The sequence below is a fragment of the Amycolatopsis sp. SID8362 genome, assembly GCF_010550475.1.
Lineage (GTDB): Bacteria > Actinomycetota > Actinomycetes > Mycobacteriales > Pseudonocardiaceae > Amycolatopsis > Amycolatopsis eburnea.
Window position 1 is genome coordinate 1 of record NZ_JAAGNB010000809.1, and the last position, 11,508, is coordinate 11,508.

The following is an 11,508-nucleotide window of genomic DNA, read 5'->3' on the forward strand; positions in this document are numbered from 1 at the left end:
GCCGCCGCCCGGCGCTCCGGCGCCCGCACCGCCATGACCGGGCAGGGCCTCGTGCCGTTCCCGCCCGCCGGGACCGGCCTGCTCCGGTCGCTGGCCGAGCACTTCGACGTGGTCGACGCGCGCGACGAGCCGTCGGCGGAGCTGCTGGACCGGGGCGCGAGCACCTGCGACGACGTCTTCCTCGAGCTGCCCGCGCCGGTGCCCGCGAGGGAAGCGCGCGAGTTCGTGCTGTGCCTGCAGTCCGACATCGGCACCGCCACGCCGCCGGCACTGGCCGCCCGGGTGCTGGACATCCTGCGGGCGTGGGAGGTCGACCCCCGGCGGCTGGCGGTGGTCGAAGGCATCCCGCGGGTCGACCGCGTCGTTCCCGCCCTGCTGGAGTCCGAACTGGACGGTGCCGAGTTCCACCCGTTCCGGGACGTGTGGCGCCGCGGGCTGCCGGTCGCGCCGGGCCAGACGTGGATCTCCAGCCGCTACCACATGCACCTGCTCGCCGCGGCCGCCGGCGCGAACGGCGTGGCGATCAGCGTCTCCCGCGACTACTACACGCCGAAGCACCGCGGCCTGATCGACCTCGGCTCCGGTTGGACGCTGTCCGACGCGGACGACCCCGAACCGCCCGCGCCCCCCGTCGGCGCGTTCCCGCCGCACGTCCTGCGCCGGTGCCGGGACCTGAAAAGCTCGGTCGCGCAGGCGATCTACGGCACCCGGACCCCCGCGGTGACCACGACGGCGACCCGTCGGCTGGTCCTGCGCTCCCGGCGACCCTCCGTGATGTGACCCGCGTCACGTCGAATGTCGCGTAAGGGCGCCGAGCTGCCGCCGTGTCGTGAACAACAGCTCCGACCGAGGGGGGCCACATGCCCACTGTGCAGCTGCTCGACCGGCGCCTCCGGCGCGCCGCAGGCGAGCGGGCAACCTTGCGCGTGTACGCACTCGGTGCGAACGCGCGCGCCGTCGGCAGGCTCGGCGAACTCGTCGGGGCGGGGGAGGGGATCGAGTGGCTCGGGGCGACCGACTCCGTGCGCACCGCGGACACCGTGCTCCGCGCCGCCCACCCCGACGTCCTGGTCCTGCACAACACCATCGACCCGGAGGCCCGCCTGGCGGCGCAGCTGACGGTGCTGTTCCCCTGGCTCGCCGTCGTCGTCCTGGTCGACCCGGGCACGCCGGCCGACCGGCACGCGGCCACCGGGGTGCACGCGGTCCTGCCCGCCGACGCGCCGCCTTCGGTGCTGGTCGCGAGCATCCGGCTCGCGCACACGAACCGCAGTGCCAGGGCCGTGCTGCCCGCGCCCGGCGGCGCCCGGCCGCGGCACATGGAGCTTTCCGCCCGCCAGCACGAGATCCTGTCGCTGATCGCCGACGGCAACAGCTACGCCGAGGTCGGGCAGATCCTGTTCATCTCGACGGAAACCGTGCGCACGCACGCCAAGCAGATTCTGCGGCGGCTGCACGCCCGCGACCGCACGCACGCGGTCTCGCTGGCGTACCAGGCCGGCTTGCTCGGCCGCACCGGCGGCCCGGCGACCATCGCGACGGAGGTGTCATGACGAACACCCGCAGGCTCCCCGCTCCCCGCACGGAAGCGTGGGACTGGCAGCTCGACGGCTCGTGCCGGAACGCGAGCAGCGCGATCTTCTTCCACCCCGAGCGCGAGCGCGGAAGTGCCCGAAGGCAGCGGGAGGCGACGGCCAAGGCGATCTGCGAGCGCTGCCCGGTCCTGGACCGGTGCCGGGACCACGCCCTCGAGGCGCAGGAACCGTATGGCGTCTGGGGTGGGCTGTCCGAAGCGGAACGCGAGAGCATCCTCACCCGAACCGGTTAACCCAGGCCTGGGGTGGGTGAATTTCGCCGCCGAATAATCCTTTGTGGACGCTTTAGGCGTGCATCGGGCCGCCGGGTCCTTATGATCGAGCCGGATCCCGACGGTGACCACACCACTGCGCCGTGTCACGGGGCCGCGGAGTTCATGCGCGAGTGACCTCAGGAGGCAACCGTGGTGTCGTCGGCGGCGCGTCGGATCGGCTCGTTGACGGCCGTGACGGCCATCGGGCTGAGTCTTCTCGCGTGGAGCGCCGCTCCGCCCGCGGTGAACGTCCGGCAAGCCGCCGTGGCGGCCGCCGCGGCACCCGCCTTCAGCTGCGGGGCGCTGTATTCGCTGCAGGGCGCGGGGTCGAACCCCGGCACCCGCACGATCTGGTCGATCGACCCGGCCACCGGCGCCGGCACGGCGGCGGCGAGCTTCAGCGGGGTGACCGGCACGATCAACGCGCTGGGCATCACCGAGGGCGGCAGCGCGGCGTACGGCGTCGCGGCCAACGGCTCGGCCCGCACGATCTACCGGCTCGACACCACGACCGGCGTGACCACCTCGGTCGCCGGGGTCGCCGACGCCCCGGTGACGCACGGCGCGGTCAACCCGCGCAACGGCTTCTACTACTACGGTGGCTTCTCCGGGACCACGCTGAAGGTCTACGGCTTCGACCCGAACACCGGCACCTCGCTCGGGCTGGTCGCGCAGGGCACCGTCCCGACCGACGGCGGCAGCGGGGACTGGGCGTTCGACCAGCAGGGCAAGCTGTACGTCGTCGGTGGCGCGAACGGCGCCAACAGCGTGTTCGTGGTCAACGAGGAGATCCCGACCGCCGGGCCCGCGAAGCCGATCACCGGCAGCCGGATCACGTCGATCAGCACGCCGGGCCAGGCGCTCAACGGCATCGCGTTCGCCAGCGACGGGTTCCTGTACCTGGCCAGCGGCACGACGCTGTACCGCGCCAACCCGAGCACTGGCGCGGTTCTGGACAGCCGGGTGTTGTCGCAGTCCGGTTCGGTCGACTTCGGATCCTGCGCCTCCCCGAACACGATCACCGTGCGCAAGAACTTCCCCCAGGGCCGGGTCAAGCCGGCCGACCAGGTCACCGTCGCGGTCACCGGCGGCGGCATCACCACCGGGAACACCGGCACGACGACCGGCACCGACGCGGGCCTGCAGACCGACCCCGGCGAGGTCGCCGGACCGGTGTTCGGGCTGGCCGGCACCACCTACACGGTGTCGGAGTCCGGCGACGGCGCCGTCGAGAGCAGCCCGGCGGCGGCCGGCTACGAGCGCTCGTGGGAGTGCGTCGACCAGAACACCGGCCGGACGCTGGCCGGCGGCGCCGGCACGAGCGGGCAGTTCACCATGCCCAACGGCGGTGCCGCCGGCGTCGCCGCGCTCTGCACCTTCACCGACGTCGCGAAGGTCGCGCGCGTCGACCTGGTGAAAAAGGCCGGGCCGATCACGGACGTCGACGGCGACGGCCCGGACGCCGGGGACACGATCGCCTACACGTTCACGGTGACCAACACCGGCACCGTGCCCTTGCAGACCATCAGCGTGACGGACCCGAAGACCGGACCGGTGACCTGCCCGCCTGGCGGGCTGGCGGTCGGCGCCTCGGCCACCTGCACCGCGACCTACCGGCTCGCCCAGGCGGACGTCGACAGCGGCAGCGTGCCCAACACCGCGCGGGCGACCGGCACCGCGACCGACCTGCCCGACGCCACCGACGACGATTCCGTCGTCACCCCGGTTCCGGTGGTGCGCGCCATCACCCTGGACAAGCAGGCGGGCGCGGTCACCGACGTCGACGGGAACGGGCAGGACGCGGGCGACACGATCGCCTACACGTTCACCGTGACCAACACCGGCAACGTCACGCTGAACCCGGTGTCGGTCGACGACCCCAAGGTCGGGCCGGTGTCGTGCCCGGTGACGTCGCTGGCCCCGGGGGAGTCGACGCGGTGCTCGGCTGCGCCGTACGTGCTGACGCAGTCCGATGTGGACGCCGGGAAGGTCGACAACACCGCCACGGCGACCGGCCGCTCGCCCGACGGCGGCACGGCGACCGGCACCGACTCCACGTCGACGCCCCTGACCGGCACGGCGTCGATCTCGCTGACCAAGGCCATCAGCGGAGTCACGGACGTGAACGGCAACCGGGTCGTCGACGCCGGCGATACGGTCGCGTACACGTTCACGGTGACCAACACCGGGAACGTCACGCTGTCCGCGGTGGCCGTGGCCGATCCGAAGGTCGGGCCGGTGTCGTGCCCGGTGACGTCGCTGGCGCCGGGGAAGTCGACGCGGTGTTCGGCGGCGCCCTACCCGTTGACCCAGTCCGATGTGGACGCGGGCAAGGTGGACAACACCGCGACGGCGACGGGCAAGGCGCCCTCCGGCGACCCGGTGACCGACGACGACACGGCCACCCTGCCGATCACGTCCGGCCCCTCGATCTCGCTGACCAAGGCGGTGAGCGGGATCGCCGACGTGAACGGCAACCGGGTCGTGGACGCCGGGGACACGGTCGCGTACACGTTCACGGTGACCAACACCGGGAACGTCACGTTGTCCGCGGTGGCCGTGGCCGATCCGAAGGTCGGGCCGGTGACGTGTCCGGCGGCTTCGCTGGCGCCGGGGAAGTCGACGCAGTGTTCGGCGCGGCCGTACGTGCTGACGCAGTCCGATGTGGACGCGGGCAAGGTGGACAACACCGCCACCGCCACGGGCAAGCCGCCGTCCGGCGGCCCGGTGACCGACGACGACACCGCCACCGCCCCGATCCCCCAGGTGCCGGGGATCGCCCTGGAGAAGGAATCCGGCGGCATCACCGACGTGGACGGCAACGGCCCGGACGCCGGTGACACGATCGCCTACACGTTCACCGTCACCAACACCGGCAACGTCACCCTCGACCCGGTGTCGGTGGCCGACCCGAAGGCGGGCACCGTGCGCTGCCCCGAGCCGAAACTCGCGCCGGGTGCTTCGACGAAGTGCACCGCGTCCTACACCCTGACCCAGTCCGACGTGGACGCCGGAGAAGTCCGCAACACCGCGACGGCGTCCGGGAAGCCACCGTCCGGCGACCCCGTGACGTCCGGGGACGGCACCGTGACACCGGTTCCGGTGGTGGCCGCGATCGCGCTGGACAAGCAGGCGAGCGGTGTGTCCGATGTGGACGGAAACGGCCCGGACGCGGGCGACACGATCGACTACACGTTCGTCGTGACGAACACCGGCAACGTGACGCTCGACCCGGTCTCGGTCGCGGACGGGAAGGTCGGCGCGGTCACGTGCCCGGCCGGTCCGCTGGCGCCCGGCAAGTCGGTGACCTGCACCGCCGCGCCTTACGCGGTGACGCAGGCCGAGGTGGACGCGGGCGTGGTCGACAACTCCGCGACGGCGACCGGCACCCCGCCTTCGGGCGATCCGGTCACCGCCGACGACAGCACGTCGACCCCGGTCCAGGGGCAGGGCGGCCTGGCCCTGGTGAAGAACTCCTCCGGCGTGACCGACCGGAACGGCGACGGGGTGACCGACCCGGGCGACGTCATCACCTACACCTTCAGCGTCACCAACGAAGGCAGCGTGACGCTGAACCCGGTCACCGTCGAGGACCCGGCGCTCGGCCCGGTGACCTGCCCGGCCGGCCCGCTGGCCCCGGGAGCCACGGTGACCTGCACGGCGGCGCCCCACGTGCTCACCCAGGCCGAGATCGACGCGGGGGAGAAGACCAACACCGCGACGGCGACCGGCATCCCACCGAAGGGCGACCCGGTGACCGGCCGGGACACGGTCGTCACGCCGATCACCCGGCTGCCGGGGATCTCGCTGGACAAGACCGCCGGCCCGGTCACCGACACCGACGGCAACGGCCCCGACGCCGGGGACACCATCGAGTACACGTTCGTGGTGACCAACACCGGCAACGTGACGCTGGACCCGGTCGCGGTCGACGACCCGAAGACCGGCCCCGTGACCTGCCCGGTGACCGCGCTGGCGCCGCGGGCGCGGACCACCTGCACGGTGACCTACGCGGTGACGCAGGCCGACGTCGACGCCGGCCGGGTGGACAACACCGCGACGGCGACCGGCACCCCGCCGTCCGGCGACCCGGTGTCCGCCGTCGACACCACCAGCACCCCGCTCGCGGGCAAGGCCGGCATCGCGCTGGTCAAGCAGTCGGGCGGCGTCGTCGACGGGGACGGGAACGGCCCCGACGCGGGCGACACGATCGACTACACGTTCGTCGTGACGAACACCGGCACGGTGACGCTCGACCCGATCTCGGTCGCGGACGGGAAGGTCGGCGCGGTGACCTGCCCGGCCGGTCCGCTGGCACCCGGCAAGTCGGTGACCTGCACCGCGCAGCCGTACCCGCTGACGCAGGCCGACGTCGACGCCGGGCGGGTGGACAACACCGCGACCGCCACCGGCAGGCCGCCGTCCGGCGACCCGGTCACGGCCGACGGCACCACGTCGACGCCGGTCGCGCCCGGGCCCGCGATCAACCTGGTGAAGAAGGCCGGCGCGGTGTCCGATGTGGACGGCAACGGCCCCGGTGCCGGGGACACGATCGACTACACGTTCACCGTCACCAACGGCGGCAACGTCACCCTCGACCCGATCGAGGTGACCGACCCGAAGACCGGTCCGGTGCGGTGCCCGGTGTCGAAGCTCGCACCGGGCGAGCAGACCACCTGCACGGCGGCGTACCGGCTGACGCAGGCCGACGTCGACGCGGGCACGGTGGACAACACCGCGACGGCCAGCGGCCGGCCGCCGTCGGGAGACCCCGTCGTCAGCAGCGACAGCACCCGCACCCCGGTCGACGCCACCCCCGCGCTGAGCCTGGACAAGCAGGCCACGCTGGCCGACGCGAACGGCGACGGCAAGGCCCAGGCCGGGGAGCGGATCGACTACCGGTTCGTGGTGACCAACACCGGCTCGGTCACGGTCACCGCGGTGCGGGTCGACGACGACCGGCTGGCCGCCGCCGGGATCGCGGCCGAGTGCCCGCCCGGGCCGCTGGCGCCGGGGAGCACGGTCACCTGCACCGCCTCCTACGTGGTGACGCAGGCCGACGTCAGCTCGGGCGGCGTGGTGAACACGGCCACGGCAGCGGGCAAGACCCCCGGCGGCCGCGGGGTCGGCTCACCACCGGACACCGTCACCGTCCCGGCCGGCGGAATCCCGACACCGACACCGCCGACCACACCGCCGCCGCCGGGTCCGCGGCCGCCTGAGCCGGTGCCTCCCGGCGACCTGCCGCAAACGGGCGTGGACGTCGCCCTGCCGGTCCTGGGCGGGCTGGGTGCGATCCTGCTCGGGCTGCTGATGCTCCGCGTCGGACGCGGGCGGCCGGGGAAGGGGAAGCCGGCTCGCCGCTGAGCCGAGGTCCCCCTCTCGGGGGTCGCCCATCCGGGAGTCACAGCAGGGCAAGCCGAACGCGCTACCGCAGACTTGGTGCATGAGTCAATCGGCGATGACGGTGAAACGGGCGTACGCCGGTGCGGCTGCCCGGCACACGAGACGGGTGCTGTGGGGAGCGGGCCTCGGCGCGTTGCTCGCGGCCGCGGCCTGGGTGATGTTCTGGGCGGTAATGCACATCTAGCACGTGCGCCGAGCAGGTTTCCGCGCGGCGAAACGGAAAGAGGACCGAGATGGGCCAGCAACTGAAGGACGGGCTCGGGCAGGCGTGGAACCTGGTGGCCACGTTCGTCCCGAAACTCGTGGGATTCTTGATCATCCTGCTGATCGGCTGGCTGATCGCGAAGGCGATTTCGAAAGCGCTGGGGCTCGTCCTCGGCAAAGTCGGGTTCGGGAAACTGGTCGAGAAGACCGGTCTTTCCGGGAACGTCGGCAGTCAGAAGATCGACGCGGCGGGGATCCTCGTCAAATTGGTGTACTACTTCATCCTGCTGATCGCGTTGCAGCTGGCGTTCGGGGTGTTCGGGCCGACGAACCCGGTGAGCCAGTTGTTGAACGACATCATCGCGTTCCTGCCGCGGATCGTGGTGGCGCTGGTGCTGGTCGTGGTGGCGGCGGCGATCGCGAAGGTGGTGCGGGACGTGGTGGCGTCGGCGTTGTCGGGGCGGGGTGCGGCGCGTCCGTTGTCGATGGCGGCGTACTGGCTGATCATGGCGTTCGGGATCATCGCGGCGCTGGGTCAGGTGAACATCGCGACGGCGATCACGGGCCCGGTCCTGATCGCGGTGCTGGCGACGATCGGCGGCGTGATCGTGGTCGGTTTCGGCGGTGGTCTGATCAAGCCGGCCCAGGACCGCTGGCAGGGCTGGCTCGCGAACCTGCAAAGCCAGACCGGTCGCCGGGACGCGGCGAACAGCCCCGTCGTCCCGGGTAACGCGGAAACCCCGACCCCGCCCGCCGGGTGGCACCGCGCCGAACACTAGGCGCCGGCGGCTCGGCGGAATCCCGGGGGCCGCGGTGACGGGTCGAGCGTGGCCGAGACGGCGTCGGCGACCACTGTCGCCAGCGCCCTCGCCCGGTGCTGACTCACTTGACCGGCCCGGTGTGCGGCGGCCAAAGCGCTCGCGGCGGTGCGGTAGACGTCGATGTCGCACGTCACCAGCGGGTTGCGGGCCGCCGCGCCCAGGATTCCGGCGATCGCCGACGGCGCGGTTCCGGCGTCGTCCGGCGTGATGATCGTGAGCGGGGTCGTTTCCCGGAACTCCGCGGAGAACGCGCCGAGCAGGTCGATGACGACGTCGGCGCCGAAGATCGCCTGGTGCAGGGGGAAAGCGGCGGCATCGGGCAGGTTCCACAGTGCGAGGTCGCGCGTGTCGGCGGCGATCAGCAGCGAGATCAGCGGGGGCAGCGTCCGGGCGCCGACGACGAGGACGCGCACGTCCCGCGACGTCCGGTCGTGCCGGGCCAGCGCGGCCAGCAGGGCGGCGGTCAGCGCGATCGCGGTGGCGTCCTGGTCGGTCAGCACGCGCAGGCCGGTCGTGTCGCGAGCCTGGTGCTGGGCACGACGGGCGCGCTCGGCGTCGACGTGGGTCAGCAGGGCCGCGCGGTAGCCGTCCGCGATCGTCTGCAGCTGCTTGGTGAGTTCGTCGGCGTCGCCCGGCGCGGCGGGGAGCGCGCGGACGGGGACCCGGGCGAGGCCGCTGACCAGTTCGGCGTAGCGAGGCAGCGCCGGTTCCGAGACCACGGCGATCGTCATGTGATGATAATCTGCGAACTTAAAGAAGTTCGCAAGTGCTCACCGGCTCGCCGCCGGCGGGTGCGGCAGTGAGGAGAGTCCGTGAGCAGGCCCCTCTACCAGGCGAAAGCCGAGTTCTTCAAGAACCTGGGGCACCCCGCCCGGATCCGGGTCCTGGAGCTGCTGAGCGAACGCGAGCACGCGGTCTCCGAGATGCTGCCGGAGGTGGGCATCGAGCCGGCGAACCTGTCCCAGCAGCTGGGCGTGCTCCGCCGGGCCGGCCTGGTCGTGACCCGCAAAGAGGGCTCGACGGTCTACTACTCCCTGACCAGCCCCGAGGTCGCCGAGCTGCTGCGGGTCGCCCGGCGGATCCTGACCAGCGTGCTCAGCGGCCAGGTCGAGCTGCTCGACGACCTGCGCGAGCCCGCCGGACCCGCGCCACGAACGCCCGGGTCGCCGCGCGGCTGACCGTTCTCCGGGGCGGGCGTTTCCGCGCCCGGCAGAACACGACCTGACCGCAGCGCGAGAGGGAGAAGACACCTGTGACAGCCAGCGTCCCGGCGATCCGGCGCGAGGGCGGCGTGACCAAACGGCTCATGCTCGCCGCCGGCGGCTCCCACCCCGGACTGGCCGACGCCGTCGCCGCGCGCCTGGGCACGACGATCGCACCCCGGACCGCGCACGCGTTCGCCAACGGCGAGGTCTTCGTCCGCTTCGGCACGTCGGTCCGCGGCAGCGACGTCTTCGTCCTCCAGACCCCGACCGACCCGATCAACACGTGGCTGCTGGAAAGCCTGATCATGCTCGACGCGCTCAAACGCGCCAGCGCCAAGCGCATCACGGTGATCTGGCCGTTCTACCCCTACGGCCGCCAGGACAAGAAGCACCGCGGGCGGGAGCCCATCTCCGCCCGGCTGGTCGCCGACCTGCTGGCCACCGCCGGCGCCGACCGCCTCATGACCGTCGACCTGCACACCGCGCAGATCCAGGGGTTCTTCGACGGACCGGTCGACCACCTGCGGGCCCAGCCCCTGCTCGCCCGCCACGTCCGCGCGGCCCACCCGGACGCGGACCTCACCGTCGTGGCCCCCGACTCCGGCCGGGTCCGCCTCGCCGAGACCTGGGCCGAGCTGCTCGGCGGCCGGCCCATCGCGTTCGTCCAGCACCGCGACTCCCTGCAGCACGGCCGCGGCACCGAGATCGTCGGCGACGTGCGCGGCCGCGTCTGCGTCGTCGTCGACGACATGATCGACACCGGCGCCACCATGGCGGGCGCGAGCCGCCTCCTGCGCGAACACGGTGCGGCGCGGGTGATCGCGGCCGCCACCCACGGCATCCTCTCCGCCGACGCCCCGCACCGGCTCGCCGGCAGCGGCGTCGGCGAGGTCGTCATCACCGACACCGTCCCGCTCCCGCCGGGCAAGCGGTTCCCGGGCCTCACCGTGCTGTCCGTCGCGCCGATGCTGGCCGACGCCATCCAGGAAGTCTTCGACGACGGCTCGGTGACCGAGCTTTTCGACGTCCGCGGCATGTGACACTTTTGCGTGAAATGCCACGAAGGGAGTAGCCCGTCCGCTACGGTCCTGCCGTGACCGCGATGGACGACACCTGGCGGGTGCCGGGGTACGCCGAAGTGGACGTGCTCGGCAGCGGCGGCTTCGGCCGGGTCGTGCTGGCCAAGCACGAGGCCTCGGGAAGGCTGGTGGCGATCAAGTACCTGCGCGCGGAGTTCCTCGCCGACGCGCGGATCGCCGACGGGTTCCGGCGGGAGGCGTGGCTGCTGTCGGGCGTGCGGAGCCCGCACGTCGTCCGGCTCTTCGACTTCACCGAGACGCCGCGGGGTGCCGCGCTGATCATGGAAGCGGTGCCCGGCGTGTCGTTGCGCGCGCTGCTGGCGGCGGAGAACCTGCTGGCACCCGAGGCCGCGCTGGCGATCCTGAAGGGCTCGCTGCTGGGCCTGGCCGACGCGCACGCGGTCGGTGTGGTCCACCGCGACTACAAGCCGGGGAACGTGCTGGTGTCGCGGGAGGGCGAATCGAAGCTGGTCGACTTCGGACTGGCCACTTTGGACGGCCACAACGGCCTGACCGCCGGTTCCCCGGCCTATATGGCACCGGAACAGTGGGCCGGGCAGCCCGGCCTGCCCGCCACCGACGTCTACGCGGCCACCTGCGTGTTCTACCAGTGCGTCACGGGACATCGGCCGTTCGAGGCGGACACCAGCGAGCAGCTGCGCGCGCTGCACGGGGGAGCGCCGGTGCCGCTGGAAGCGGTACCCGAGCCGCTGCGCCCGCTGATCGCGCGCGGCATGGCGAAGGACCCGGCGTGGCGACCGGCGACCGCGGCCGCGTTCGTGACCGAGCTGGAAACCGTCGCGCGCGAGGCGTACGGGAAGAACTGGGAGAAGCGCGGCTGGAAGCGCCTGGCTACCTCGGCCGCGGCGCTGACGGCGCTGACGCCGTTGGCGCTCCTGACCGGCGCGGGTACGGCGGCCGCGCCCGTCGCCGCGGCCGGCGCG

9 protein-coding genes and 1 pseudogene are annotated in these 11,508 nt (G+C 72.7%); 9 read left to right on the forward strand and 1 reads right to left on the reverse strand.

What is annotated here, in order from left to right:
• The 6 genes and pseudogenes from G3I65_RS24915 to G3I65_RS24940 all read left to right on the forward strand — a co-directional run.
• Window positions 1-780 (forward strand): annotated as a pseudogene (locus tag G3I65_RS24915) (polysaccharide pyruvyl transferase family protein); the annotation flags it as partial.
• A gap of 80 nt (window positions 781-860) precedes the next feature.
• On the forward strand, window positions 861-1,553 hold the full coding sequence (locus G3I65_RS24920) for a response regulator transcription factor (protein WP_160698247.1): 693 nt from the start codon (window positions 861-863) through the stop codon (window positions 1,551-1,553).
• Complete coding sequence (locus G3I65_RS24925) at window positions 1,550-1,828, forward strand: WhiB family transcriptional regulator (RefSeq protein ID WP_160698248.1); 279 nt, start codon at window positions 1,550-1,552, stop codon at window positions 1,826-1,828. Before G3I65_RS24920 ends, G3I65_RS24925 begins: the two co-directional genes overlap by 4 nt.
• Window positions 1,829-1,999: 171 nt before the next feature.
• A complete protein-coding gene (locus tag G3I65_RS24930) occupies window positions 2,000-7,216 on the forward strand; it encodes a WD40 repeat domain-containing protein (protein WP_160698249.1) in 5,217 nt (1,738 codons plus the stop codon).
• 79 nt (window positions 7,217-7,295) lie between these two features.
• Window positions 7,296-7,439 (forward strand): hypothetical protein, encoded by a 144-nt coding sequence (locus tag G3I65_RS24935; protein WP_160698250.1) that lies wholly within the window; start codon window positions 7,296-7,298, stop codon window positions 7,437-7,439.
• Between the two features lie 49 nt (window positions 7,440-7,488).
• Complete coding sequence (locus tag G3I65_RS24940) at window positions 7,489-8,238, forward strand: hypothetical protein (protein ID WP_160698251.1); 750 nt, start codon at window positions 7,489-7,491, stop codon at window positions 8,236-8,238.
• On the opposite strand, the gene G3I65_RS24945 is transcribed toward G3I65_RS24940, so the two are convergent.
• On the reverse strand, window positions 8,235-9,011 hold the full coding sequence (locus tag G3I65_RS24945) for a hypothetical protein (RefSeq protein ID WP_160698252.1): 777 nt from the start codon (window positions 9,009-9,011) through the stop codon (window positions 8,235-8,237). The two genes, G3I65_RS24940 and G3I65_RS24945, sit on opposite strands and share 4 nt — an antisense overlap.
• Before the next feature lie 81 nt (window positions 9,012-9,092).
• Here G3I65_RS24945 and G3I65_RS24950 point away from each other — a divergent pair, with 81 nt between their 5' ends.
• The 3 genes from G3I65_RS24950 to G3I65_RS24960 form a co-directional block, all read left to right on the forward strand.
• Window positions 9,093-9,458 carry a helix-turn-helix transcriptional regulator gene (locus G3I65_RS24950; protein WP_160698253.1) on the forward strand — a complete coding sequence of 122 codons (366 nt, stop codon included), beginning with the start codon at window positions 9,093-9,095 and terminating at the stop codon, window positions 9,456-9,458.
• A 74-nt stretch (window positions 9,459-9,532) separates the two neighbouring features.
• Window positions 9,533-10,525 (forward strand): ribose-phosphate diphosphokinase, encoded by a 993-nt coding sequence (locus tag G3I65_RS24955; RefSeq protein ID WP_309235682.1) that lies wholly within the window; start codon window positions 9,533-9,535, stop codon window positions 10,523-10,525.
• A gap of 62 nt (window positions 10,526-10,587) precedes the next feature.
• Window positions 10,588-11,508: serine/threonine-protein kinase (locus G3I65_RS24960; protein WP_160698255.1), on the forward strand; the 921-nt coding region annotated here is incomplete at its 3' end.

What these genes read in the sequence shown, in the direction of transcription:
- G3I65_RS24925 (WP_160698248.1), top strand. Translation starts at nt 1,550, where the DNA reads ATGACGAACACCCGCAGGCTCCCCGCTCCCCGCACGGAAGCGTGGGAC.
- G3I65_RS24945 (WP_160698252.1), bottom strand. Translation starts at nt 9,011, where the DNA reads ATGACGATCGCCGTGGTCTCGGAACCGGCGCTGCCTCGCTACGCCGAA.
- G3I65_RS24940 (WP_160698251.1), top strand. Translation starts at nt 7,489, where the DNA reads ATGGGCCAGCAACTGAAGGACGGGCTCGGGCAGGCGTGGAACCTGGTG.
- G3I65_RS24920 (WP_160698247.1), top strand. Translation starts at nt 861, where the DNA reads ATGCCCACTGTGCAGCTGCTCGACCGGCGCCTCCGGCGCGCCGCAGGC.
- G3I65_RS24935 (WP_160698250.1), top strand. Translation starts at nt 7,296, where the DNA reads ATGAGTCAATCGGCGATGACGGTGAAACGGGCGTACGCCGGTGCGGCT.